Genomic DNA, 25556 nt, shown 5'->3' on the forward strand with positions numbered 1-25556 from the left:
TGCAAAGAACAACACATGTTTAATATCGTTTTATTCGAACCAGAAATTCCACCCAACACGGGTAACATCATTCGCCTGTGCGCAAACACCGGGGCAAAGCTGCATCTCATCGAGCCACTCGGCTTTCCAATGGAGGATGCCAAACTGCGCAGGGCTGGCCTGGACTATCACGAGTTCGCTAAAGTCAAAGTTCATCAAAACTGGGCGCAATTTTTGGCTGATGAACACCCTCTACCTGAGCGTCTTTTCGCCTTGACTACCAAAGGGTCTGGCAAGTTTCATGATGGCAAATATTTACCCGAAGATTATTTTATTTTTGGTTCAGAGACTAAAGGCATCACCGAAGAAGTTAGAAGCTCGATTCCAATCCCCAACCAAATGCGCTTAGCAATGCAAGATAGCAGTCGCAGTTTGAATCTCTCGAATACGGTGGCGATAGTAGTGTATGAAGCTTGGCGCCAGAACGGATTGCTAGGTGGAAGTTAAGGAACCTAAACTTCTAGCTTGGGGTCGCGCCCCATCAGTTTTTTAACTGCTTCATGTGGCGATAGTTTTCCAGACAAGACTTCGCCCATCATATTAATAATTGGCATCTCAACACCCAAACGCGTAGCGAGATTACTGACAGCAGAGGCGCATAAAACACCCTCAGCAACATGTCCTAAATTGTCTAAAATTTCAGGCAGCGGTTTTCCTACTGCAAGTGCTAAACCAACACGACGATTACGAGAGAGATCGCCAGTAGCCGTCAAGATCAAATCGCCTACGCCAGTTAACCCCATACAGGTCTCTGGTTTACCACCAGCCGCTTTTACTAAACGCATCATTTCTGCAAGGCCACGAGTTAATACTGCAGCGCGTGCATTTAAACCTAGATCCAAGCCATCACCAATACCAGCTGCAATCGCTAAAACGTTTTTAATAGCGCCCCCTAGTTCGACACCAACCAAATCATCGCTGGCATAGATGCGCATATTGCCGTGGTGAAAAGCGCCCTGAACAATGTCACACAAAGTATTGGATTTACTAGCGATGGTTAATGCACAAGGCATGCCATTACCCACTTCTTGTGCAAAACTGGGTCCTGACAGAGCGCCGTAAGAATGATGTATGCCATGACTGTGAAGTTGATCTTCGCGTGCCACTACTTGGTGAGGTAATAGGGCAGAGCTAGGCTCTAAGCCCTTGCATAACCAAACAATATTGAGCGGATGCTTTGCAAGGCGCAATACCTGCGCTACCGTTTCCGATAAACCGGACATCGGGGTAGCAATTACCAAAAGATCATTTTCAGAAAGGCGTTCAACGGCCCTCTCAAAATTTACCTCTAACTGCAAGCCCTTGGGTAAGGCAACGCCAGGTAAATAGCCTGTGTTTGCACCTGACTGCTGTATGTCCTCAATTTGCTCAAGGCTTCGAGACCAAAGACAAACGTCGCCCGGCTGAAGATAACGGGCAGCTTGCGCTGCCATAGCTGTACCCCATGAACCAGCTCCAAGCAGCGTCACTTTCATGATCTGTGGGCTTTAAAAGTCAGCTTAGTGAGGAAGAATGATTTTGCTTTCATCGGCTGAGCTACTTTCCGTTGCAGTAGCTTGCGCAGCCTGGATCAGGCGATGCTCGTACATACCGTGGAAATTAATCTCATTCAAATGAATTGGCTGGAAACCAGCACGGCTAATAGTGTCGGCAATATTTGAGCGCAGATAAGGATACAAAATTGTTGGGCAAGCAATGCCTAACATGGGATCAATTTGCTCTGCAGGAATATTGTTAAATTCAAAAATACCTGCTTGTTTTGCCTCAACCAAGAAGAGCACTTTGCTCTCTACTTTGGCAGTGACTGTTGCAATCAAGGCAACCTCAAAAATTTCATCGCCCAAGCGGGTAACTGCAACATCGACTTCAACCTCAACTTGAGGCTCAGCTGCAACCAATAAAATTTGCGGTGCATGCGGTTGCTCTAGAGATAAATCCTTGAGATAGATTCTTTGAATACGAAAACCAGGCTCTTTTGAGGTATCGGCTGCATCTGGAGCGGAAGTAGTTTGTTCAGTCATGGAAACTTTCTGAGTAAATTTTTAAGCTAGCAGTGGATCAAGTTGGCCGGCACGGTCTAAAGCAACGAGATCGTCATAACCACCAACATGAGTCTCACCAATGTAAATTTGTGGCACTGTACGACGACCAGTACGGGTCATCATGATCTCGCGCTGTGCAGGATCCCGGTCAATCAAAATCTTCTCTAAACTGGCAACGCCCTTCTTGTGCAGAAGCTTCTCTGCCATAACGCAATATGGGCAAACTTGAGTGCTGTACATCGTGACTGGTGGCATATCTAAGGCTCGCTGAATTATTTAACTAATGGCAAGGCTGCGGCTTGCCAGCCTTGAACGCCACCATCTAGGACTGCAACCTCTGGGAACCCCAACTTATTGAGCTCCGGGACTAGCTTGCGAGCATTCGCACCAGACTCACAAACCAAAATAATGGGATTGTTACGATCTAGTTTGAGCTTATCTATTCCAGATGGAATTTGCTCAGCCAAAATATGCTTTGATCCTGGTAGGTGGCCAATCTTAAAATCGGATGCTGGACGTAAGTCCAAAACTGCTGCTTTGCGACGATTGATCCAAATAGTTGCTTCTGTAGGCGATAAGCCTTTTCCGCTAATAAGCGTAGATAATGTAGGGAAGAAGAGCGCTGCGCCCGTAACCAGCAGGAGGGCAATAAGCGCTAAATTATCAATTTGTGTGAGAAAGTTCATCACCGGATTATAGAATGGCTCTATGAAACAACTTGTCCTTATTCGTCATGGCGAATCCGCTTGGAACCTTGAAAACCGATTTACTGGCTGGGCGGACGTTGACTTAACCCCTAAAGGTACTGAACAGGCCCTTGCTGCAGGTGAAAATCTCCGTAAAGCTGGCTATGAGTTTGATGTGGCCTATACCTCAGTACTCAGAAGAGCGATCCGTACCCTGTGGCACGTTCAGGACGCTATGGACCTCATGTGGTTGCCGGTGGTGCATAGCTGGAGACTGAACGAACGCCACTATGGCGCCCTCACAGGTCTCAATAAAGCTGAAACTGCCCAACAATACGGAGATACCCAGGTTCATATTTGGCGTCGCTCCTACGATATACGCCCACCACTACTAGAAAAAGATGATGCGCGTAATCCGCAAAATGATCCGCGTTACGCAAAACTGAGTGATTCCGACATTCCCCTGGGGGAGTGCCTTAAAGACAATGTTGAGCGTGTATTACCCCTTTGGAATGAATCGATCGCCCCCGCCCTTAAGGCTGGTAAGCGGGTATTACTTGTCGCACACGGCAATAGCATTCGCTCTTTAATTAAGTATCTCGATCAGGTTTCTGATGAAGACATCATGGAAATCAATGTTCCCAATGGCATCCCGCTGGTTTACGAGCTCGATGACAATCTCAAACCTATCCAGCATTTTTATTTGAATTAAGGTAAAACTGAAACATGCGCGTATTTTTCAAGAACTTTGCCCTAGTCTCTGTCGGCCTCATCGCCGGGGTTGCAGCCACTATTCAGCTTTCAGCTACAGCTCAACAGGGCACGACACTCCCTTTAGATGAGCTGCGGACACTATCGAATGTCTTTGCGCAAATTAAGCGTGAGTATGTTGAGCCAATTGAAGATAAACAACTGCTGACCGATGCAGTCAAGGGTATGGTGAGCAGCCTTGATCCTCACTCCACCTATCTGGATAAAAAAGACTTCTCCGAAATGCAAGAACAAACCAGTGGCAAGTTTGCTGGTCTTGGTATTGAAATCACCTCAGAAGATGGCGTTGTTAAAGTACTCAATCCAATTGAAGATAGCCCTGCAGCACGCGCTGGCTTACAAGCTGGTGACCTCATTACTCGCTTAGACGACAAACCGGTTCGTGGTATGTCGCTAGATAAAGCAGTGCGCACCATGCGCGGTACACCAGGCACAAAAATTACCTTGACCGTCTTTCGTAAAAGCGAAGAGCGTAGTTTCCCAGTAACCATTACCCGCGCTGAAATTAAAGTGCAATCAGTTAAAGCCAAAATTTTGGATAACAACATTGCTTGGGTCAGGGTGACGAGCTTTCAAGAGCGCACTATTCCCGATCTTGCTAAGAAATTAACTGAGCTTGCAAATCAAGATCCAAAAATGAAGGGCATCATTCTTGATCTCAGAAACAATGGCGGTGGCTTATTACAAGGCGCAGTCGGTGTTGCTGCTGCTTTCTTACCAGCAGATGCTGTCATCGTTTCCACGAAAGGGCAGACAGCTGACTCTAAGCAGGTATTTAATGCAACACCGGCGATGTATCGCCTTAGTGAGCCTGGAGATCCCTTAGCTGGGGTGCCAGCCATGTATAAAAAGTTACCAATGGTAGTTTTGGTAAATGCCTATTCAGCATCAGCCTCCGAGATTGTGGCTGGCGCATTACAAGATTACAAACGTGCAACCATTATTGGTAAAACGACTTTCGGTAAAGGCTCGGTACAAACAGTCCGCCCTCTCACCAATGACTCGGCATTGAAAATCACTACGGCGTATTACTACACACCAAGTGGTAAATCCATTCAAGCGTATGGCATCAAACCTGATATTGCAGTGGATCAAAACAAAGATGGTGATCCTGATGATGTGTTGATCACTCGCGAGATCGACAGCGAGAAGCATTTGCGCAATAAGCAATCTTCAGAAGAAAAGTTAGCCTCTGAGCGGGAAAAGCGTCGACTAGAAGAGCTACAGCGCATTGAAGAAAAAAATGCCAAGAAGACTCCTGAAGAGAAAGAAAAAGAAAAGTCGAAGAAGCCTGTCGAGCTCGGCGGTGCAGATGACTTCATGCTTACTCAGGCAGTCGCATTTATCAATGGTGAGCCCGTGAAACGCTCCGCCTCTAAGCTAGAGTAAGTTCTCGCATTAAGAATACATATGAATGATGAGCAGCTGCTTCGCTACTCGCGGCATTTACTACTAGAAGAAGTTGATGTTGCTGGCCAAGAAAAGTTGCTTGGCTCGCACATACTCATCATTGGTGCTGGTGGACTAGGTAGCGCAGCTGCACCTTATCTAGCTGCTGCTGGCGTAGGAGAGATAACGCTAGTTGATCACGACCAAGTAGAGCTCACTAATTTGCAGCGCCAAATCATGCATACCCAGAACTCGATAGGTAAGACTAAAGTGGAATCTGGGAAACAATTTTTACAAAGCCTAAATTCTGCCCTCACGATTAATGCAATCGTAGAAAAGGCTTCAAAAGATTTACTAAATACACTCTTGCCGGCAGTAGATCTTGTTCTAGATTGCACAGATAACTTCGCTACCCGCCAGCTGATCAATCAAGCCTGCTTTACCTACAAGATTCCACTGGTCTCTGGATCTGCACTCAAATTTGATGGTCAACTCAGTGTATTTGATTTTCGTAATGAAACATCACCCTGCTACGCCTGCCTTTTTTCTCCTGAAGAGCGGTTTGAGGAAGTCAGTTGCGCCAGTATGGGAATCTTTTCCCCGCTCGTTGGCATTATTGGCGCAATGCAGGCGGCCCAAGCTCTTCAGACCTTGATTGGCTTTGGTCAGCCTCTCGTTGGAAGAATGTTGTTGTGGAATGCTATGAATACTCAGATTGATGAGATTCGTATTGCTCGTAATCCCGCCTGTAAAGTGTGCGGCTCCCAACACCTGGGGAATTAAGACAGCAAATATTCCAATGCTTTGGCCTGCTCTTCGGGCTCATAGGCACGAAGCACTCTGGGGGCGCGAGTCTTTAATAGACCTACATTTGCTTTTAATATCTCACGCTTGACCAACAATAACTGACTGAAGTGCATTGAGAAATCCGTCAGACCGAGGGCAAGCAATAGCTTTGTAAATGCTGGATCGCCAGCCATCTCACCGCAAACAGCAACAGGCACATCAGCGCGCTTAGCTTGATCGATGATGTTAAATAGCAAATTCAAAATAGCTGGATGCAAAGGGTCATATAAGTGTGCCACCGCATGATCTGCGCGATCAATTGCCAAGGTGTACTGAATTAAGTCGTTAGTACCAACAGAAAGAAAATCGAATCGATTGATAAAGAGCGGTAGCATCAAGGCAGCTGCGGGGACTTCAATCATCGCGCCAACTTGAATATTGGGATTAAACGCCTGGCCACGCTGATGTAATTGCTGCTTAGCTTTTTCAATCAATCCAAATGTTTCATCGATTTCCTTGGCATGAGCCAGCATCGGAATCATGATGCGCGCCTGACCATGAGCCGATGCGCGCAAGATTGCTCTGAGTTGCGTTAAAAAGATTTCAGGTTCTGTCAAAGACCAGCGAATCGCTCGCAAGCCAAGTGGTGATGTGCCAGTTTGAGAGGTGTCGCCACCTCCACCCAAGGCCTTATCAGCGCCAACGTCAATGGTTCTAATATTGACGGGCAGACCATGCATTAAATCGACTATGCGACGATATTCTTCATACTGCCGCTCTTCATCAGGTAGGGCTTGCTTGCGATCCATGAATAAAAATTCGGAGCGGAATAAGCCAACACCTATGGCACCCAGCTTCACTGCCTGAATAGCATCTTCGGGCAATTCAATATTGGCAGATAACTCTATCTCGACACGATCAGCTGTTTCTGTCTTGGAATGCTTTAACTGCTTAAGCTTGCGGGTCTCTTTTAAGGCTTGAGCTTGTAGTTTTCGATACTCGGCAAGAAGTTGTTCATCGGGCGCAACAACGACAACTCCATGTTCTCCATCCAATATCAGCCAATCACCATGGCGAATCATTTCACTGGCATGTCGCACACCAACTACTGCCGGAATTTCCATACTGCGCGCAACAATAGCGGTATGAGAGGTCTTACCACCAAGATCGGTTACAAACCCCGTAAAAGCGTGATCTTTAAAACGCAGCATGTCATGAGGAGCAATGTCGTGGGCAACGATAATCGACTCAATACCAATATCGCTTGCAGGCAAAAATTCAGTGTCATTTAAAGGATCTTTTTGCTGGGCATTCAAGGCTTTAATAACGCGCTCTGCCACCTGACGAATATCGTTAGCACGCTCTTTTAAATAGGTATCTTCAATATCTGCAAATTGCTCTAAGAGATCATTTAACTCGGTTGTTAAAGCCCAAGCCGCATTTAACCTTTGGGTGCGAATTAATTTAATGGGCTTCTCAGCTAAAGCAGGGTCGGCTAAGATCATGCCGTGAACATCTAAGAATGCAGCCATTTCTTGTGGCGCATCTTTAGGTAGTCCTTGACGTAATTGCACCAATTCCTGGCGCACCTGCTCAAAAGCATCTAATAATTTTTGAGCCTCATCCTCTTCTTTGCCAGCTTCAACTAAGTAATGACTGACCTCTAATGCAGCACGCGATATCAGTACGGCCTTCCCAATGGCAATGCCCTTGGAGACTGCTATTCCGTGCAAAGCAAAAGTCATCCTTACTCGCCCTCACCAAATCGATCATTGATCAATGCAGTTAAAGCCTGCATTGCCTCATCTTCTTTTTCACCAACAGTTTCTAGAGTGACCGTACTTCCAATCCCAGCAGCTAGCATCATGACACCCATAATGCTCTTGGCATTGATTTGACGCCCATTGCGGGACAAGAAGATTTCACAGGGAAACTCAGCAGCAAGCTGAGATAGCTTGGCTGATGCTCGAGCATGTAAGCCCAACTTATTAATAATTTCGATTTCAGTAACTGGCATCGCGAATCCTATTTCTCTGTAGTGGCTTGTGGGGTTTTAGAACCTAAACGCAGAATGCCATTTTGGCCGCCTTGAAGCGCTTTGTGAGCCAATTCTTCTAGGCTCTCGCCACGATGGGAGATGCATCGCATTAGCATAGGTAAATTAAGACCCGCTAAAACAACAACGGGAGCATTCAAACCTGAAAGTGGGCCCAGAGCTTCAAGCTTAGCTGCCACATTGGCTGGGGTGGCACCCATCACATCAGTCAAAATCAAAACGCCCTGACCTGTATTGACCCCATAGGCGGCTTTTAAGAGCCGATCGAAGCTGATTTTTATATCTTCGTAGGGCGGAATGTCTACGGCCCTCACTCTCTCCGGTGCCACACCAAAAGCATGCTCAGCAAAACCAAGCATCGCGCTCGCTACTGGGGTGTGGGCAACTATGACGATTCCGATCATGTTTATACCAATGCCTTTTCAAGCGCCGTTAACCAAAATTTTGGGACATCAAATCCACTTTGCTCAGTAATTTCTACAAAACAGGTTGGACTAGTCACATTAATTTCTGTGACGTATGCCCCAATTAAATCCAATCCTACCAAGAATAAGCCCCGGGCATACAAAATGGGAGCCAAGCGCTCCGCAACTTTTCTCTCAGCATCCGTCAGTGGCATTGCCACTCCCTTGCCCCCTGCAGCCAAATTGCCTCGGATTTCACTACCCTGCGGAATACGAGCTAATGAGAATGGCACCACCTCACCACCGATCAGCAACACCCGTTTATCTCCTTGCTTAATCTCTGGCAAGAATCTCTGCACCATCAAAGTACGTGCGCCATTTTCACCTAAGGTCTCAACAATGCTGGCAAGATTTAGTGCATCTGGCCCAATTCGAAATACACCCATACCACCCATGCCATCCAATGGCTTAATCACAATATCTTGATGCTCTTGATGAAACACTTCAATTGCACTGAGTTCGCGCGTTACTAAAGTTGGTGGAATGAGTTCGGGAAACTCAGTGATGGAGATCTTTTCGGAATGATCCCGAATAGCAGTTGGATTGTTGAATACTTTCGCACCCTGTCGAACCGCAGCAGACAGTAACCAAGTGGTATTGAGATATTCAATATCAAATGGCGGGTCAGTACGCATCATGACTGCGTTAAAGGTATTTAGTGGACGCTCTTCTACAGCACCCAATTCAAACCATGCAGTACCGCTTGGCTTGATATCGAGAGTCTGGCAGTCTGCCACGACAAAATCTTTTCTCCAGAGAATGTTGCGACTTTCGCAAAACCAAAGTTGATGTCCCGCTTCTTGTGCAACTCGCATCATTGCTAAGGTGGAATCTTTACTAATCTTGAAAGACTCTAAAGGATCCGCAATGAAAAGCAGGTTCATGTCAGTATCCGAATAAATTAAGCAGCTTCAGCATTAGGATCAGAGCGCTCTAGCTCTAGAGAGGCTGCCAGCAAGGCTAGACGAGCGACGACGCCATATAGATAAAAACGATTTGGCGGTGCGCTACCAGGCTTTGCGCCTAAATCTGGGATAGAGTTTTGCTCAAATGCCAAAGGCACAAAATGCATGCCTGGAGCATTCAAATTCTCATCGGGGCCGCGGTCAGTATGTACTCGATAGAAGCCACCAATCACGTAGCGATCGATCATGTACACCACTGGCTCTGCAACAGCTTCATTAACCTTCTCAAAGGTATAGACGCCCTCTTGAATCAATACATCACTCACCTCAAGACCTTCTTTTACGACACTCATTTTATTGCGGTCTTTGCGGTTCAGGTCTTTGAGCTGCGAAGGATCATTCACCACCATTATGCCCATACCGTATGTTCCAGCATCAGCTTTAACAACAACGTAGGGTTTTTCTTTAATGCCGTACTCACGGTATTTCTTGGCAGTCTTCTTGAGAACTTTCTCAACAGCCGCTTGCAATTCTTCTTCGCCCTTACGCTCGTGGAAGTTCACATTAGAGCAACTTGCAAAATAAGGATTGATCATCCAAGGATCAATATCAACCACCTTTGCAAACTTTTTAGCAACCTCATCGTAAGCAGCAAAGTGTTTCGACTTACGGCGGACGTGCCAGCCAGCATGAAGACCCGGCAAGAGATACTGCTCGTGCAGGTTTTCTAAGACCGGAGGAATGCCTGCCGACAAATCATTGTTGAGCAAAATGGAGCAAGGGTCAAAATCTTTTAAACCAAGACGTTGCTTCTTTAAACCCAAACGAGACAAAGGCTCCATCAAGAGACGATTGCCATCAGGCAAATCAATCCAAGTTGGCTTTTTAATTTCATCAGACAAAGTACCTAGACGCACATTAAGACCTGCTTGACGCAAGATCGAAGATAAACGCGCAATATTCTGTAAATAGAACGTATTACGAGTGTGTCGCTCAGGTATCAGTAGTAAATTTTTTGCCTCAGGACAAATCTTCTCGATTGCCGCCATTGCCGCCTGAACTGCTAAAGGCAACATCTGGGGTGAGAGGTTATTAAAACCACCTGGAAAGAGGTTGGTATCAACTGGTGCAAGCTTAAAGCCCGCATTACGCAAGTCAACTGAGCAATAGAACGGCGGAGTGTGCTCTTGCCACTCAAGCCTGAACCAGCGCTCAATCGTTGGAGTTGCTTCTAATACCTTCGACTCAAGATCAAGAAGGGGGCCGTTTAGGGCAGTGATGAGATGTGGGACCATTTCACCATTGTAAGATTTTTTAAAAGAAAGACGCGGAATCCGAGGATCCCGCGCTTAAAAACCGGGCAGCTAACTAAAGCCGCCCAGTGAGGGGTAAAACAGCTAATTAAGACTCGTAAGCGGACTCACCGTGGGAGCTGATATCCAAACCTTCGCGCTCTTCATCTTCTTTAACACGTAGGCCAACCACTATATCAACCAGTTTGAAGGCGATGTAAGAAACTACGCCAGACCAAATTAAGGTCACGATCACGCCTTGGCTCTGAATCCACAATTGGCTAGCGATTGAGTAATCAGGGGCTGCAGCATTCGCTACATAATCCCAAATACCTGTTCCACCTAAAGCCGGGTCTGCGAATACGCCAGTTAACAAAGCGCCCAAGATACCGCCAACGCCGTGCACACCGAATACGTCCAAGCTGTCATCTGAACCCAAAAGCTTCTTGAGACCGGTAACACCCCACAAGCAAACTACACCAGCAGCAGCACCGATTACGAGGGCGCCCATTGGGCCAACGAAACCAGCAGCAGGGGTAATCGCAACTAAGCCTGCTACGCAACCAGATGCGCCACCCAACATGGAAGGCTTACCTTTAAGAACCCACTCAGCAACTGACCAGCTCAATACTGCTGCAGCGGTTGCCAATAATGTGTTTACGAAGGCCAAGGCTGCACTGCCGTTTGCCTCGAGAGCAGAACCTGCATTGAAACCAAACCAACCGAACCACAAGAGTGAAGCACCAATCATCACGAATACTAGGTTGTGCGGCTTCATTGCTTCTTTACCGTAACCCAAACGTTTGCCGATGACGAATGAACCTACCAAACCTGCAATCGCAGCATTGATGTGAACAACGGTACCACCAGCGAAGTCGAGAACACCCTTCTGCCACAACCAACCAGCACGTGCTGTGATTGCTTCAAGTGATGCTGCATCTTTGATGTCATCAGGACCAGGCCAGAACCAAACCATATGAGCGATTGGCAAGTAGCTGAAAGTGAACCAGAGCATGACAAACAACACGATTGCAGAAAACTTAGCGCGCTCAGCAAATGAACCGATGATCAAGCAGCAAGTAATGGTTGCAAACGCAGCCTGGAAGGCCATAAATACATACTCAGGAATCACAATGCCTTTACTAAATGTCGCGGCAACTGAATCTGGAGTAATGCCAGCTAAGAACAAGCGATCGAGTCCACCAATGAATGCGCCACCTTCAGTAAATGCAAAGCTGTATCCATACAGAGACCATAACACTGTGACTAAGGCAAACACAAACATACACTGTACGAGTACAGAAAGAATGTTTTTACTACGTGTTAAACCGCCGTAGAACAAAGCCAAACCAGGTAATGTCATCAAGATAACTAGTGCTGTACACACCAATAACCAAGCTGTATCACCCTTGTTAGGAACTAATGCAGGAGCAGCAGCAACTGCGGCAGCAGCCGCAGCAGCAACAGGCTTAGCCTCATCAGCAAAAGCCGGTGAAGCTACCATCACGCTAGTTGCGCCAATCGCCAAGGCCATTGCGCTTCCAGCTAGGAGTCGTTTCATCCAAGTTAACATTTTGAGCCTCTCTTTAAAGTGCTGACGCGCCGGTTTCACCGGTACGAATGCGAATGACGTGTTCAACCGGGGAGACAAAAATCTTGCCATCGCCAATTTTTCCAGTACGAGCAGATTTTTCAATTGCTTCAATCGCTCGCTCCAAGATGCCATCTTCAACAGCAGCTTCAATTTTTACCTTCGGCAAAAAGTCGACTACATACTCAGCACCGCGATACAACTCGGTGTGACCTTTTTGACGGCCAAAGCCTTTAACTTCAGTGACGGTGATGCCCGAAACTCCCACTTCCGAGAGAGCTTCGCGCACTTCGTCAAGCTTGAAGGGCTTGATGATTGCGGTAATTAATTTCATATGTTTCTCCGTTCAGAGGAAAGAATTAGAAAGTTTTTGTTAAGGAAACAATACCTGTAGAACCGCCTAAGTTTTTATTGGTAGGGGATGTGTAGTTATAAGTAGAGCCAGTTTTTCCAGCATTAGTGGTTATGTAAGCAGCAGCTAAAGAAAGGCCACCACCTAAGTCTTTTGTAACACCTAATTTGTAGTCAGTATAGGAATACAAAGAGCTATTACTTACTTTTGGTGAGCCCTGAACATTTCCTGCAACATACTGATAACCAACGTGTGCATTGAGTGCTAAGCCCCAAACGCCAGTGTCATAATTCACTGTCAAATCTGGATAGTAAGAGCCGGTGCTTCCAGCAAACCCGAACAATGTAGAAGCTGCATAAGAAAACTTAGCAAAACCAGTTATTGGGCCAAAGGTAAAGTTCTGCGCCGCATAAATCTCTGTAGTATTTGGATTAGCTTGGGTACCTGAAATAACCAGGCCTGAAGTTGGGTAGTAGTACTGCAAAACTCCGAGGTCAGAAGCAAAGCCCTCACCAATTAGCTCCTTTTTAATACCAGCATAAAAATCCATCTCAATTGGAGCGCTTACATTTTTATTACCACCAGCACTAGCTGCATCAGAAATCCAGCTAATTGAGCTATTCCAGTTACCAACATAGATGCCACTCTCATGAGCATAGTCAAAACCACCTTGAATAGCTGGCTTGAAATTTGACTGGCTGATACCACGGTAACGATAGTCATTTACGACAGTTACGTTTGCTGTAATTGGGCTCGCCTCTGGAGCCTCAGCTGCAGGAGCTGTCTGTGCAAATGCTGCTGTTGCGAATAAGCCAGATGCTGCTAGAGCGATGGCTGTCTTTTGAATAGTTTTCATGTGTTGCTCCTTGCTGTTTGTAATGAAAAAGGGGTAGATGCTTAATTGCATGGATTGATGATGGATCTTGGGCTTCTCATGAATTGGCTGAAATTCCCCTAAATAAGGCTTATGCACAATTTTGGTGCTTATATATGCCCCATTTTCGCTCATTTTGGTGCATACGCAGCCTTTTTAGCCGGTTTCGGCTGTTTTTAGCTCAACAACTTAAAATATCCTCTGTATCTTTTTAGCAAATTCAATAGAACGGCGGGCAGCATTATGCAAAAACCAGGCGAAATCCTAGAACAAATCCAGCGTATTGCTAGCGATATGCAGAACAAGGTTGGGGAAGCTATTCGTAATTCACCAGCGCAAGAGATTGAAAAAAACGTGCGCGCCATGATGAATCAAGGTTTTCAGAAAATGGACTTGGTCACTCGCGAAGAGTTTGAGTTGCAATCCAAGGTATTAGCAAAGACTAGAGAAAAGTTGGAAGCTCTCGAAGCTAAAGTAGCCACTCTAGAAAAGTCTTAAGCAGTATTTAGTTTCATCTGGAAATTATTCCGGATGAAACTCATCAAAGAAGTTTGAGTACGCCTCTTCAGAGAAAAATGTTTTGGCATTCACTCGCGCTGGTGCAGTGTGCAAAACCGAGACCTGATAAATCCAAACTCCATTATCTGGCGCCATTCTGGTGATCCAACGAACCCTCATTGACTGCTCCACTCTGCCAGAAGATTGAAACTCTAAAAAATAATCTTTAGTAGCTGCGCGCTGTTTATTTGCGGTCCGATAAAGAGCATCAACACCAACAGCACTTCCCTGATTTACATTTGCGCGGCTAAATAAGTTGCCTTGTAGCTGCTCTAATAAATTAGGCGCCAAGCCAGCTTGATCTTTACTCAAACGAATCGCGCTCACCGAATAAATATCATCATCAATCTTTACCGCTTCTAAGGTTTGGGGAATTTCTTGATTTAGATATGGCAGTCTTCTCTCGATTTTTTCAGGCTTACCAGGAAAGAGAGCACTATAACCCTCTTGTGGAGACTGCACAGTCCGCCAATCTAACTTCGGACTACAAGCAGAAAGTAGAACCACAAGCGCCACAACTACACCAAACTTTTGGAGCATAGGTTTAGATAACGCCTGCACTGTGCGCTTGTTGGTCAGCATGATAGCTAGAGCGCACCATCGCGCCCACAGCAGCGTGTGAGAAGCCCATGGCATAGGCCTCTGCCTCAAATTGCTTAAACACATCTGGATGGACATAACGCTGAACTGGAAGGTGATGACCTGACGGTGCTAGGTACTGACCAATCGTCAACATATCGATATTGTGCTCACGCATATCACGCATCACCGCCAGGATCTCTTCATCCGTTTCGCCCAAGCCCACCATCAAACCACTCTTCGTTGGAATATGTGGGAAGCGCTCTTTAAAGTCTTTCAACAACTTCAACGAGTGTGCATAGTCTGCACCAGGACGGGCTTGCTTATACAAACGCGGCACAGTTTCTAGATTGTGATTCATCACATCTGGCAGGCCTTTTGGCGCGTGCTCAGAAAAAATATCCAAAGCCTTGTCCAAGCGGCCACGGAAATCCGGCACCAACACTTCAATACGTGTATTCGGGGAGAGATCGCGAGACTGAGAAATACAGTCCACATAGTGCATCGCACCACCATCACGTAAATCGTCGCGATCTACGCTAGTAATCACCACGTAGTTTAATTTCAGGGCAGCAATCGTACGCGCTAAATTACCTGGCTCTTTTGTATCTAAGGGATCTGGCCTGCCATGACCCACGTCACAAAATGGGCAACGACGTGTACATTTATCGCCCATGACCATGAAGGTAGCCGTGCCTTTTCCAAAGCACTCACCAATATTAGGGCAACTTGCTTCTTCGCAAACTGTAACCAACTCATTTTCTCGAAGAATCTTTTTTATCTCAGAGAAGCGAGAATTTCCAGAAGCGGCTTTTACTCGAATCCAATCGGGCTTTTTAAGCACTTGCTCCAAAGGAATAATCTTGATTGGAATACGTGCAGTTTTCTCACTCGATTTCTGCTTGCGGGAGGCATCGTAATTGAGATCCTGGCGACTATTAATAGTAGCGGTGGTATCGAGTTCCGGCTTATTGGTGGTCATGATGAAATCAGTTGCTTTTGCAAATGCCCTAAAAGGGTTTGGCTAATAATGTCTATATTGTCCTTGATCCCAAGGGTTTGCATATCCACCGTCCTTAAGCCCTCATACCCACATGGGTGAATACGGGCAAAAGCAGCTAAATCGGTAGCAACATTGAGGGCAAGCCCATGATAGGAGCACCCCTTGGAGACCTTGAGACCCAGTGCAGCAATCTTGGCGCCTCGGTACTCCGCCTGTATTGAACTCTCCTGCGCAATATAAATGCCAGGCGCGCCAGCATGTCTTTCTGCCCGAATACCAAAATCTGCCAAGGTATTAATCAAAGCTTGCTCGATTCGAGAGACAAGCTCTTTTACAAAAATACCCAAACGTCTCAGATCGAGCAGCAAATACACCACGATTTGTCCAGGTCCGTGATAAGTGATCTCACCACCACGATCAACCTGCACCAATGGAATGTCATTGCTAGGGGAATGTAAGTTACTCGCATCTCCTGCTAAGCCCAAAGTAAAGACTGGGGGATGCTCAAGAATCCAAATTTCATCTGGGGTATTGCTATCTCGCTGCTGCGTAAAATCCCGCATTGCTTGATAAGTTGACTCGTAGTCAGCTAACTCTAAATGTTTTACTAAAAAATGCATGCCGATAATTTAGAGGACAACACTAACCAAAGGATGCGTAGATAAAGTGCGATACAACTCATCTAACTGCTCTCGGCTAGTAGCAGTGATTGGCAACGTAATACCTAAATAATTTCCATCCTTGGAAGGTCGCTGCTCAACCTTGCTCTCATCAAAGGTAGGATCAAATTGACGGGCAATGTGTAAGATTGCAGGTAGGTATTCGGGGCTGGCTTTACCCATTACCTTGATCGGAAACTCTGATGGGTATTCAATGAGGGATTTTTTATCTTCAGTCATATGCTTTTATCTTTTAACTTTTCTGCTTACGTTATTGATTGCGGTGATCAGGCATACCCAACCAGGCGCTAGTAATGATGTTGCGTATGCAATGCAAGCGTCGATGGAAAAAATGATCAGCGCCCGGCACTACTTGTACCGTTAACTCTTGTGGACGCGCCCAATCAAAGACATCGATCAAAGGAATGGTTTCGTCCACTTCGCCATGAATCAAAATCGTATCAGCAGGCACAGGCGCTAAGACCCATTTACCAGCAGCACTACCCACCATGACGAGTCGTTCAGCTGGGCGCCCCAGCTCTGCCAAGCGCTGTACCAAATGAGTGCCAACAAAACTACCAAATGAAAAGCCAGAAACCATTAAAGGCAAAGTATTGGCAGTCTGTACCCATGCCTGTTGCGCAGTCGCCTCAAATTGACTCCAACTAGAAGGAGTGCGCATCCAATCAGTGACGTGTAGTAGGTCTTCCATCTCGCCAACACCGTCATCATGTACCCCGGCAGTAGCTCCTACTCCGCGAAAATTAGGACGCACACTAAGATAACCCAATTGATTAAAAGCACGTGCCATGGTTTGCGCAACCTTGTTATCCATCGTTCCGCCCATCAGTGGGTGTGGATGTGCAACTAAAGCCAAACCTCTCACTAAAAAAGCAGGATTATTTTTTAATTCATCTGGTAGATCAATCGACATTTCGATTTGACCCACAACACCATCTATATGAATTATTTTGGTACGGCTATTCATGAAAGAACTTTCTGAAATCTTTTCAAACTAACTGCAGACGCTCTACTGGGCGTCCTTGTATTAAGTGCGACTGGATGATTTCTTCGATATCTTCCGTATCGATAAAGGTATACCAAATACCCTCTGGATAAATCACCGCCACCGGGCCATCAGCACAACGATCCAAACATCCTGCTTTATTAATGCGGATGTTTCCTGGGCCAGATAGGCCCAACTCTTTGACACGCTTTTTTGCGTAATCAAAAAGAGCAAAAGCATTATGGCGATCACAACAATCTTCGCCGTTACTGCGCTGGTTTAGGCAGAAAAAAACATGGTGTTTAAAACTCATATGTCATCTCAATTAAGGTTTTAAATTAAAGGTGGCTCTATTTCGGAGTACCCAAAATAATGCTAATGGCAACCATACTACTGAAACCCATTGCATTAATTCATTAAAGTGTAATAGCCGACCTTGGTACCAATGTCGTAATGTCAGAATGAAATAGGGATTGTCTGGTAGAAGATTAATTACCAAGGTGGCAGTAACTAAACAAGCGATTGCAAGCCAAGCTTTACTAGTTACAGAAAACTGGAGAGCCCATCTTAGCAATAGGCTGCCTAGCACCATGCCCCAAATAGCTCCTGCGGTGAGCCACAATAAACCAAGCTCCGCTCCGAACTGCAGCGCAGTAAAGGCAATTTTCACTACAACAGTGAAGCAAAGCAGGCTATTTAGGATTTTCCACTGGGGCGCTTTTGCGCGCATTCCCAAGGATAGTAAGAGTCCAGCACCGAGCCAACAGACTGCCGTAATAATGGATTCCTGGATGACATGATTGACCACCATAGTGCCCCAGTCGACGGAAGCAAAAATGGCATGCCCCCATACCCCCGTTCCCAACCAAGAGCTCTGGGGATAGATCTGAGCCCAGGGAAAAAGTAAAAATAAGGCGCAAGCAGCCCAGTTCACACCAAACCATTGGTCAAAGCGACGACGTATTACGCTCCCAGAGAGCCACTGGGGACCTAATGGAATAGCTAACAAGCCACCCATCAAACCGCCCAATACATTGGCCCACCAATCCATTTGACTCGGAATACGAGTGGGCAACCAAGTTTGTAGAGACTCCACACTAAAAGCCAATCCCGCACTAAAGCTCAAGGCAACGCTTAAGGCAACAAAATTGCGCCAACGCGGGTAACAGGCAAAGACCAGCAGAAACCCCAAGGGAATATAGGCCAAGACATTGACCGACATATCAAAGAGCGTAATAAAGCGGGGTAAAGGTGCATCCAACCATGCCCATGGGGCGATCCCATTGGAAAAGTTGAAATCAAAGGGATTCAGGCTGACATAGATAATTAAAAGCGCATAGCTCAAACTAATAGCCCTAGCCAAAGGCATCGCCTGGAGAGGCCAAACAAACTTGCGAGGACGCTGATCTTCTTGATGCATTCCCTTATTCTAGGTCAGCCGGCCTAGATCTTTCTACAATAGAAAAATGAGCCCGAATTGCATTCTCGAACGCGTTGCAAGCACCAAGTCAACTAATGATGATTTATTGGCTCGTTGGCGTGCCGGTGAATTAATTGATCCTGTTGCTCGTATCGCCCATGATCAGACCTCTGGCAAGGGGAGGGCTGGCAGAGTTTGGCTTTCTAATCCTGGAGATACGCTATGCTTTTCCTTAGCCTACCCATTCGATAAACGCCCCCATGAACTGAGCGGACTTAGTCTAGTTATTGGACTAGCAGTTATTGCTGGTATTGCTGGTATTGCTGGAGCTATGCAGATCAATGAAACCACTCTTCATCAGCAAGGTCTTAGACTGAAGTGGCCTAACGATTTACTACTGAACAATGCCAAACTTGGTGGCATCCTGATTGAAGGAGGGCAAAGCAACCCAAGCTCACCCACCTGGATGGTGATCGGCCTGGGCCTGAACTTACGTAATGCAGAAGTCATTTCACAAAACTTAGAAAATCAAACCCCTTTTACTGCTGCCGCTTTGGATCAACTGCTGCCTCATCACACACTGATTCCCGATACGGATTTTATTTGGCTCAAGCTGATTGAATCATTCGAAAGTCATTTAACCCAATTTAAAGAGCATGGGTTTAGCCACTTTAAAGACTCCTGGTTGCACTGGGATGCCTTTAACGGTCAGTCTATTTGCATCTCAGGCGCGGGCAAAGAGCCCGTCACTGGAGTCTCTTCCGGAGTGGATGACTCTGGCGCCCTTATTCTTCACCAGCATGACAAATCTATCGTCATTCATGCAGGCGATGTTTCTTTGCGAGTTCCATCATGAGTCTGTATTTGGTATTTGATCTTGGCAACACCCGGCTCAAGTGGGCTGCGGTCGAGTCTACACAAAACATTGCAGACCGCAATAAAAAACTGTGGGCATACTCCGGGTCGATCAGTACCAAATCTTTTCAGTCAGCCGAACTACGCGCTGAGCTGTCTGACTATATTTCTAAAACCTTGCCTAAGCCAGATGCTATTGCCTTTTGCTGCGTAGCAGGCGATGCTGCGATTGAAAATCTACGCAGTCTCTTTCCGCAATGGCAAGATCTTGAGTGGCAGCAATTCACAGGCAGCAGTCCTTACCAAGGTTTACGAACACTCTATCAAGACCCCAGCAAATTGGGCGCAGATCGATGGGCCGCACTGATTGGCGCAAGAGCTCTCTCTAGCGCCAATACTTTGGTGATCAACGCTGGGACAGCCACTACCATTGACTTGCTGGGTGGCAATGGCCTCCATTATGGTGGCTGGATCCTGCCAGGCTTAAGTCTGATGCAAGAAAGCCTGCAACAAAATACAGCCCAACTTCCATTAGTAATTCGCGCCAACAAATCTGAAACTCAAGCCAGCTTTGGTAGCACTACTGATGAGGCGATTACAGGCGGTTGTGATGCGGCGCAAATGGGGGCAATCCTGCGTGCAGCTTACCTAGCTAAAGGGATGAATCATCCAGTTGAGCGAATTTGGCTTGATGGGGGCAATGCCAAAATTTTGGCAAATGAAATTAAACAATTTCCAGAGTTGGCAGTGCTGCCAGTGGAGCCGATTGAAGGTTTAGTACTACGTGGGCTTTGGGCTTGGCTCTTACAAAACTTGAAAGCTGCTAAGTAAGTTAACTTGTGCGGATCTTGCCCAATAAGGTTGTTGTGGAGCGCTCATACAGAAATGGGATGGCTACTGCTACACCACCCCAAGTTTTCACGAGGCGGGTCTCTTCCAGAGAATCGATTTCATAATCCCCACCCTTAACGTAAATATCTGGGTGAATCTTGGCAATCAGATTCACCGGGGTCTGTTCGGTAAATAACACTACCAAGTCGACACTCTCAAGCGCTGCCAATAAAGCCTGGCGATCAGCCTCGGTATTAATTGGCCTGTCATCACCCTTACCCAGCATCTTGACCGAGGCATCTGAATTCACCCCCACTACCAGGCTAGCACCCAAGGCTCTAGCTTGGGCTAGATAGCTGGCATGCCCTCGATGCAGGATATCGAAGACGCCATTCGTAAATACTAGGGGCCTGGGGAGCGCCGCAATCCGAGCCTCCAGCTCCGTCGGAACGCAGACTTTAGACTCGAAAGATGGTGGGGGTAATGAGCTCATAGCGCCATATTAATGGCATTGGGCTAGATTCAACGATATTTGCCAGAATGTCTTAGACTTGGGCATCCCAGTCCCGCCCAAAGGCTCAAAATGATTCGCTACATGCCGCGCTACTTACTGGCACTACTTTTCTTGCTAACAGCAATGCCGTTTGCAAAGGCAGCTCCACCTGCCGCCAGCTGCAGCCCCCTTTTATCTCATACCTTTCCACGATTACAGGATGAGGCGCCTCAAAACCTTTGCCAATACCAAGGCAAAGTCATTCTCGTTGTGAATACAGCCAGTTTTTGTGGCTTTACGAGCCAATACGAAGGTCTGGAAAAGTTGTATGCCAAATATAAAGACCGCGGCTTGGTTGTATTGGGATTTCCATCAAACGATTTTGGTCAACAAGAGCCAGGTAGTAATAAAGACATCGCCGACTTCTGTAAAAATACCTATGATGTGAAATTCCCTATGTTCGCCAAGAGCTCAGTTAGTGGAAGCAATCCAAACCCACTATTTAAAATGCTCATTACTAAAACGGGAACAACACCAAAGTGGAATTTTTATAAGTACCTGATTGATCGAAACGGTAATGTAGTCGATTCATTTGGCAGCATGACAAAACCAGCAAGCAGCAGTATTACCGGTGAAATAGAGAAACTTCTTGGAGAAAAAATTTAGTGGGTAAGAAAAAAGTTGCCATCATTGGCGCCGGCATATCTGGCTTAGGATGTGCATACGCATTAAGGCAGCATCCAGATTTAGAGATCACTGTATTTGAAGGTGGCAACCATATTGGTGGCCATAGTAATACTGTCGATCTCACACTAGAGACTTCTCACGGCCAGTTGACCCATGGAGTCGATACTGGATTCTTGGTATTTAACCGCAAAACCTATCCTCGCTTAGTTCGCCTATTTGAAGAAATTGCAGTTCCGATTGCGCCATCAGAAATGTCCTTCTCGGTATCGATTGATGCGGGAGGAAAAACAGGACGTAGTAAAAAAATTGAATGGGCTGGTAACGACCTTAACTCCTTCTTTGGTCAAAGGTCTAATTTATTCTCGCTCTCATTCTGGAGAATGGCTTATGACATCTTGCGCTTTAATCGCCTCGCTACAAGACTCGCAGAAGAACAAATCACTGCCAAACTTGAGTACTCAGAACCAGATGAGCGCATTAAAGATTTTTTAGATCGCAATCGTTTTAGTACCAGCTTTAAAGAAAATTATTTCTTGCCAATGATTGGCGCTATTTGGTCATGCTCTGTTGAACAGATGCTAGAGTTTCCGATTCAGACCATGGTCCGTTTCTGTCATAACCATGGTCTCTTGCAAATCCAAAATCGCCCGCAGTGGCTTACCGTTAAAGGCGGATCCCGAGAATACGTCAAGCTTTTAGTAGCGGCCCTAGAAAAACATCAAGTCCATTTTGTACGTGAATCAGTTTCTCGAGTTAATGCGAGCAAATTGGAAGACTCTCCAGTTGAAGTCATTACACCCTCTGGGCTTCACCAGTTTGATGAGGTGGTAATGGCATGTCATAGCGATCAAGCCTTGGAGTTAGTGCATGGCATTGGGCAAGATGCGCGCAATATTTTGGCCTCAGTTCCTTACCAAAAGAATCGCGCAATTTTGCATACCGATATCAATTTCTTACCTACTACTAAACGTTGCTGGGCAGCATGGAACTACACCGCAAAATCTGGTGCAACACCGACTGCACAACAACACGTGAGTGTGAATTATTTAATCAACCGTCTACAACCTCTACCCAAAGCATTCGAGGGCACACAAGTTATTGTGAGCTTGAATCCACTGACAGATCCCAATCCAAAGTTGGTGCATGAAGAAATCCATTACTCGCACCCTGTCTTTGATATGCGCGCCGCGCAGGCACAAAAGGAGCTGCCCTTAATTCAGGGTAACTCTTCAATCTGGTATTGCGGAGCATGGACCGGGTTTGGCTTTCATGAGGACGGTTTGCGCTCAGGCGAATTGGTGGCAATGGATCTAATGGAAAGTATTTCTCATCGCGTTAAATCAAACTCCATTAAAGATTCTCAGTAAATGAATTTGCCAACGATTAATTTTGGAGCAGTGAAGCATCGGCGCTTTCGTCCCGCTATTAATGCGTTTGGCTACGGCGTATTTACTTTGTCTATTCCAATGCGTGCGCGCAGGAATGATCCAGCATTACTGAGCAAGCATGGACTCAAAGATAAGCAATTTGGACTTTTTTCCTTTTTTGACCAAGACCATGGATTAGGCAGTGAAAACAGTCTGTCCTGGATCGAATCGATCCTTAAGGACAATCAGGTTCATCATGATGATGGTGAGATTTGGCTACACACTTTTCCGCGAGTTCTCGGCTATGTCTTTAATCCGGTGAGCTTTTGGGTCTGCACCCAAACCAATGGTCAAGTTCAAGCGGTGCTTGCTGAAGTAAATAACACCTTTGGCGAACGACACTGCTATCTACTCCACCATGACTCTGGTAAAGCACTGCAATCCGGAGAGACGCTGGTGAGCGATAAGGTATTCCATGTCTCGCCCTTTTGTGACGTCCGGGGGGAGTATCACTTCCGCTTTTTATTTCCCCAAGACAGTAATTCAAAACGGAATATTGTTTGTCGGATTGAGCTGCACGAGGATGGGGCTCCATTAATCAACACCAGCATCAGCGGCCTTACTCAACCTTTAACTAAAAGCACCCTCTATCTTGCCTTTCTGCGCTACCCCCTCATGAGTCTGGGTGTTATTGGTCGAATTCACTGGCAAGCATTAAAATTATGGTTAAAAGGTGTACCCTTTCACTCAAAACCTAAACCACCAGAACTTGAAGTTACTCGATGAATCGCCCCGGTCAAACACTGCTATCTCGCCTCACCTTCTCTCGCCCTGAAAGGCGAAAGTCCAAACCCCAACGAGGTGATGCAAGCACAGCAGTGCTGTTAGGTCTTTTGGCTCAATTGCGTAGTGGGCACCTAGTGCTCACCCTTCCTAATAATGAAGTAAGAGAATTTGGCAACAGCTCAGACCAACTATACGCAGAAATTCAAGTTTTAGATTGGTCTGTATTTAAGCAGGTGTTATCTCATGGTGATATCGGCTTTGCCGAAAGCTATATCCGAGGCGAATGGAATACGCCTGATCTCAAAGCCGTTCTAGAGCTAGCCATTCGCAATCGCACCATCCTAGAGAAAGCAATTTATGGCAGCTGGTTTGGCTCCATAGCCTATCGCCTGAGGCATTGGTTTAGAGATAACTCTAAATCTGGGAGCCGTAAAAATATTCATGCGCACTATGACCTAGGTAATGCTTTTTACACGCTTTGGCTAGACCCCACGATGAGCTACTCGAGTGCATGGTTTTCTGAGGGTGATAAGCAATCACTCATGGATGCCCAGCGTGCAAAAATCAAACGCATCTTAGAATCCATCCACGCTAAAGAGGGCGATCAAATCTTAGAAATAGGCTGCGGTTGGGGCGGCTTCATGGAAGAAGCCTTACGTAATGGTAATCAAGTCACTGGCCTGACCTTGTCGACGGAACAAAAAGCGTTTGCAGACTCTAGACTTCAAAAGATCTCTACAGAAGTAAGCAATGCAAAGCAATTTGAAGTTCGGTTGCAAGACTATCGAGACTGTAAAGAGCAATTTGACGGTGTCGCCTCTGTTGAAATGTTTGAAGCAGTTGGTGAGAATCATTGGATCGAATACTTTCAAACAGTTGCAAAGCGACTCAAAGCGGGTGGCCGGGCTTGTATCCAAACCATCGTGATCGCAGATGATTTATTTGAGCGCTATCGCCAGAGTACCGACTTTATTCAGCAATATGTTTTCCCGGGGGGCATGCTCCCCTCTCCAGCTAAATTTAAGGCTGCCGCAGCTAGTGCCGGTCTAGAGCTTGAGGCAGAGTTTGCCTTTGGTGCTGACTATGCCAAAACCTTATGCCTTTGGCGCGATAGCTTTAATCAAAAGATTGAGGAAATTTATCGCCTTGGTTTCGATGAGGCATTTATTCGGCTCTGGAATTTTTATCTCATGTATTGTGCCGCTGGATTTTCTGAAAAGAGTATTGATGTAGTGCAGTACACCCTAAAACATAAAGATGTCATTCACTCAAGCGATGCACTACGCCCATGAAACAAAAAGGAATAGATTCTTTTGTAAATCAACGGATTTGGGTCATTGGGGCTTCCAGCGGTATTGGTGAGGCCTGCACAAAAGCTTTTATCAAGGTGGGTGCAAAAGTCGCACTCTCTAGCCGTCGTGCCGAGCGCCTAGATACTCTCGCACAATCTTCGGAGCTAGGACAGGCTCTGGTTCTTCCATTAGATGTTACCCATCAAGAGCAACTCGACTCTGCCTACCGAAGCATCCTAGAAGCTTGGGGTGGCTTGGATCTAATGTTGTTTGTATCGGGTGTATATACCCCATTGCGTGCTGATAATTTTGAATTTGAGATTGCGCAGAAAACAATTGATGCCAATCTACTCGGGCCTATGCGGGCGGTCAGCATTGTGATGCCTGATATGCTCAAAGCGCATGCTGGTCATATTGCCATCGTTGGTAGCGTAGCGGGATACAGCGGACTACCAAAAGCCTTAGCGTATGGGCCAAGTAAAGCCGGGATTATTAATTTCTGTGAAACCCTGTATTACGACTTACTGCCACAGGGAGTGAGCGTGCATATGATATCGCCGGGATTTGTTGCAACAGAGGCTACCGCACAGAATGATTTTGAGATGCCAGCACTCATCACTGCCGATCAGGCCGCGCAAGAGATCCTTGCTGGACTTCAGGCTGGAGAATTTGATATTCACTTCCCTAAGCGGTTTTCAGGATTCTTAAAGTTCCTCAGAATCCTACCTTACCCGCTTTACTTCTGGATCATCCGCCGCTTCGTCAAAATCTAA

32 protein-coding genes are annotated in these 25556 nt (G+C 46.3%); 12 read left to right on the forward strand and 20 right to left on the reverse strand.

Annotated features, from left to right (window positions below):
• The first annotated feature begins 15 nt into the window (after positions 1-15).
• Positions 16-486: a tRNA (uridine(34)/cytosine(34)/5-carboxymethylaminomethyluridine(34)-2'-O)-methyltransferase TrmL gene (gene trmL / locus C2758_RS10005; RefSeq protein WP_215328121.1), complete on the forward strand. Its 471-nt coding sequence runs from the start codon at positions 16-18 to the stop codon at positions 484-486.
• Positions 487-491: 5 nt separating this feature from the next.
• On the opposite strand, the gene C2758_RS10010 is transcribed toward trmL, so the two are convergent.
• Genes C2758_RS10010 through C2758_RS10025 form a run of 4 tightly spaced genes read right to left on the reverse strand, consistent with a single transcriptional unit; the run spans position 492 to position 2767 of the window.
• A complete protein-coding gene (locus C2758_RS10010; RefSeq protein WP_215328123.1) occupies positions 492-1514 on the reverse strand; it encodes an NAD(P)H-dependent glycerol-3-phosphate dehydrogenase in 1023 nt (340 codons plus the stop codon).
• 24 nt (positions 1515-1538) lie between these two features.
• Positions 1539-2060: a protein-export chaperone SecB gene (gene secB / locus C2758_RS10015; RefSeq protein ID WP_215328124.1), complete on the reverse strand. Its 522-nt coding sequence runs from the start codon at positions 2058-2060 to the stop codon at positions 1539-1541.
• 21 nt (positions 2061-2081) lie between these two features.
• A complete protein-coding gene (grxC, locus tag C2758_RS10020; protein ID WP_215305455.1) occupies positions 2082-2336 on the reverse strand; it encodes a glutaredoxin 3 in 255 nt (84 codons plus the stop codon).
• A 17-nt stretch (positions 2337-2353) separates the two neighbouring features.
• Positions 2354-2767, reverse strand: coding sequence for a rhodanese-like domain-containing protein (locus C2758_RS10025; protein WP_215328126.1), 414 nt, complete (start codon positions 2765-2767; stop codon positions 2354-2356).
• Positions 2768-2789: 22 nt separating this feature from the next.
• Here C2758_RS10025 and gpmA point away from each other — a divergent pair, with 22 nt between their 5' ends.
• From gpmA to C2758_RS10040, 3 genes are read left to right on the forward strand one after another with little or no spacing between them, the layout of a single operon-like run.
• Positions 2790-3479, forward strand: coding sequence for a 2,3-diphosphoglycerate-dependent phosphoglycerate mutase (gene gpmA, locus C2758_RS10030; RefSeq protein ID WP_215328127.1), 690 nt, complete (start codon positions 2790-2792; stop codon positions 3477-3479).
• Between the two features lie 14 nt (positions 3480-3493).
• Complete coding sequence (locus C2758_RS10035; RefSeq protein WP_215328128.1) at positions 3494-4927, forward strand: S41 family peptidase; 1434 nt, start codon at positions 3494-3496, stop codon at positions 4925-4927.
• Positions 4928-4948: 21 nt separating this feature from the next.
• Positions 4949-5710: a molybdopterin-synthase adenylyltransferase MoeB gene (locus C2758_RS10040; protein ID WP_215328129.1), complete on the forward strand. Its 762-nt coding sequence runs from the start codon at positions 4949-4951 to the stop codon at positions 5708-5710.
• On the opposite strand, the gene ptsP is transcribed toward C2758_RS10040, so the two are convergent.
• The 8 genes from ptsP to C2758_RS10080 all read right to left on the reverse strand — a co-directional run bounded on the left by ptsP (position 5707) and on the right by C2758_RS10080 (position 13229).
• Complete coding sequence (gene ptsP / locus C2758_RS10045) at positions 5707-7458, reverse strand: phosphoenolpyruvate--protein phosphotransferase (protein ID WP_215328130.1); 1752 nt, start codon at positions 7456-7458, stop codon at positions 5707-5709. The genes C2758_RS10040 and ptsP overlap by 4 nt on opposite strands.
• 2 nt (positions 7459-7460) lie before the next feature.
• Positions 7461-7730 (reverse strand): HPr family phosphocarrier protein, encoded by a 270-nt coding sequence (locus C2758_RS10050; RefSeq protein WP_046330913.1) that lies wholly within the window; start codon positions 7728-7730, stop codon positions 7461-7463.
• 8 nt (positions 7731-7738) lie between these two features.
• Positions 7739-8173, reverse strand: a complete 435-nt coding sequence (locus C2758_RS10055; RefSeq protein WP_215328131.1) for a PTS sugar transporter subunit IIA — start codon at positions 8171-8173, stop codon at positions 7739-7741.
• Between the two features lie 2 nt (positions 8174-8175).
• The gene (gene gshB / locus C2758_RS10060; RefSeq protein WP_215328132.1) at positions 8176-9117 is read right to left on the reverse strand and encodes a glutathione synthase; all 942 of its coding nucleotides are present in this window, start codon (positions 9115-9117) and stop codon (positions 8176-8178) included.
• 17 nt (positions 9118-9134) lie between these two features.
• Positions 9135-10433 (reverse strand): glutamate--cysteine ligase, encoded by a 1299-nt coding sequence (gene gshA, locus C2758_RS10065; RefSeq protein WP_215328133.1) that lies wholly within the window; start codon positions 10431-10433, stop codon positions 9135-9137.
• 106 nt (positions 10434-10539) lie between these two features.
• The gene (locus C2758_RS10070; protein WP_215328135.1) at positions 10540-12003 is read right to left on the reverse strand and encodes an ammonium transporter; all 1464 of its coding nucleotides are present in this window, start codon (positions 12001-12003) and stop codon (positions 10540-10542) included.
• Between the two features lie 13 nt (positions 12004-12016).
• Positions 12017-12355, reverse strand: coding sequence for a P-II family nitrogen regulator (locus tag C2758_RS10075; protein WP_011903792.1), 339 nt, complete (start codon positions 12353-12355; stop codon positions 12017-12019).
• Between the two features lie 25 nt (positions 12356-12380).
• A complete protein-coding gene (locus C2758_RS10080; protein WP_215328137.1) occupies positions 12381-13229 on the reverse strand; it encodes a TorF family putative porin in 849 nt (282 codons plus the stop codon).
• A 261-nt stretch (positions 13230-13490) separates the two neighbouring features.
• On the opposite strand from C2758_RS10080, the gene C2758_RS10085 reads away from it, so the two are divergent.
• Complete coding sequence (locus tag C2758_RS10085; RefSeq protein ID WP_215328139.1) at positions 13491-13745, forward strand: accessory factor UbiK family protein; 255 nt, start codon at positions 13491-13493, stop codon at positions 13743-13745.
• 24 nt (positions 13746-13769) lie between these two features.
• Here the strand turns inward: C2758_RS10085 and C2758_RS10090 are convergent, their stop codons facing one another.
• The 7 genes from C2758_RS10090 to C2758_RS10120 are packed head-to-tail and all read right to left on the reverse strand — an operon-like array spanning position 13770 to position 18472.
• The gene (locus C2758_RS10090; RefSeq protein ID WP_215328141.1) at positions 13770-14345 is read right to left on the reverse strand and encodes a hypothetical protein; all 576 of its coding nucleotides are present in this window, start codon (positions 14343-14345) and stop codon (positions 13770-13772) included.
• A 4-nt stretch (positions 14346-14349) separates the two neighbouring features.
• On the reverse strand, positions 14350-15366 hold the full coding sequence (gene lipA / locus C2758_RS10095; protein WP_251369196.1) for a lipoyl synthase: 1017 nt from the start codon (positions 15364-15366) through the stop codon (positions 14350-14352).
• Entirely contained in the window at positions 15363-16007 is a 645-nt protein-coding gene (gene lipB, locus C2758_RS10100; protein WP_215328143.1) for a lipoyl(octanoyl) transferase LipB, read from the reverse strand. Before lipB ends, lipA begins: the two co-directional genes overlap by 4 nt.
• A 9-nt stretch (positions 16008-16016) precedes the next feature.
• On the reverse strand, positions 16017-16286 hold the full coding sequence (locus tag C2758_RS10105; RefSeq protein ID WP_215328144.1) for a YbeD family protein: 270 nt from the start codon (positions 16284-16286) through the stop codon (positions 16017-16019).
• A gap of 31 nt (positions 16287-16317) precedes the next feature.
• Positions 16318-17034: an alpha/beta hydrolase gene (locus tag C2758_RS10110; protein ID WP_215328145.1), complete on the reverse strand. Its 717-nt coding sequence runs from the start codon at positions 17032-17034 to the stop codon at positions 16318-16320.
• Between the two features lie 22 nt (positions 17035-17056).
• Positions 17057-17365 carry a ferredoxin gene (locus C2758_RS10115; protein WP_215328146.1) on the reverse strand — a complete coding sequence of 103 codons (309 nt, stop codon included), beginning with the start codon at positions 17363-17365 and terminating at the stop codon, positions 17057-17059.
• 12 nt (positions 17366-17377) lie between these two features.
• Complete coding sequence (locus C2758_RS10120; protein WP_215328147.1) at positions 17378-18472, reverse strand: VanZ family protein; 1095 nt, start codon at positions 18470-18472, stop codon at positions 17378-17380.
• Between the two features lie 46 nt (positions 18473-18518).
• Here C2758_RS10120 and C2758_RS10125 point away from each other — a divergent pair, with 46 nt between their 5' ends.
• Positions 18519-19328 (forward strand): biotin--[acetyl-CoA-carboxylase] ligase, encoded by an 810-nt coding sequence (locus C2758_RS10125; protein ID WP_215328148.1) that lies wholly within the window; start codon positions 18519-18521, stop codon positions 19326-19328.
• On the forward strand, positions 19325-20158 hold the full coding sequence (locus tag C2758_RS10130; RefSeq protein WP_215328149.1) for a type III pantothenate kinase: 834 nt from the start codon (positions 19325-19327) through the stop codon (positions 20156-20158). Before C2758_RS10125 ends, C2758_RS10130 begins: the two co-directional genes overlap by 4 nt.
• A 1-nt stretch (position 20159) precedes the next feature.
• Here the strand turns inward: C2758_RS10130 and rfaE2 are convergent, their stop codons facing one another.
• Positions 20160-20651, reverse strand: a complete 492-nt coding sequence (rfaE2, locus tag C2758_RS10135) for a D-glycero-beta-D-manno-heptose 1-phosphate adenylyltransferase (RefSeq protein WP_215328151.1) — start codon at positions 20649-20651, stop codon at positions 20160-20162.
• A gap of 102 nt (positions 20652-20753) precedes the next feature.
• Here rfaE2 and C2758_RS10140 point away from each other — a divergent pair, with 102 nt between their 5' ends.
• From C2758_RS10140 to C2758_RS10160, 5 genes are read left to right on the forward strand one after another with little or no spacing between them, the layout of a single operon-like run.
• The gene (locus C2758_RS10140; RefSeq protein ID WP_371817722.1) at positions 20754-21317 is read left to right on the forward strand and encodes a glutathione peroxidase; all 564 of its coding nucleotides are present in this window, start codon (positions 20754-20756) and stop codon (positions 21315-21317) included.
• Entirely contained in the window at positions 21317-22705 is a 1389-nt protein-coding gene (locus C2758_RS10145) for an NAD(P)/FAD-dependent oxidoreductase (RefSeq protein WP_215328155.1), read from the forward strand. Before C2758_RS10140 ends, C2758_RS10145 begins: the two co-directional genes overlap by 1 nt.
• Entirely contained in the window at positions 22706-23491 is a 786-nt protein-coding gene (locus tag C2758_RS10150; RefSeq protein ID WP_215328157.1) for a DUF1365 domain-containing protein, read from the forward strand.
• On the forward strand, positions 23488-24783 hold the full coding sequence (locus tag C2758_RS10155; RefSeq protein WP_215328158.1) for a cyclopropane-fatty-acyl-phospholipid synthase family protein: 1296 nt from the start codon (positions 23488-23490) through the stop codon (positions 24781-24783). The genes C2758_RS10150 and C2758_RS10155 overlap by 4 nt, the downstream gene beginning before the upstream one ends.
• A complete protein-coding gene (locus C2758_RS10160) occupies positions 24780-25556 on the forward strand; it encodes an SDR family oxidoreductase (RefSeq protein WP_215328159.1) in 777 nt (258 codons plus the stop codon). Before C2758_RS10155 ends, C2758_RS10160 begins: the two co-directional genes overlap by 4 nt.

This window comes from Polynucleobacter sp. AP-Sving-400A-A2 (genome assembly GCF_018688155.1).
In the GTDB taxonomy this organism is placed as follows: Bacteria; Pseudomonadota; Gammaproteobacteria; order Burkholderiales; family Burkholderiaceae; genus Polynucleobacter.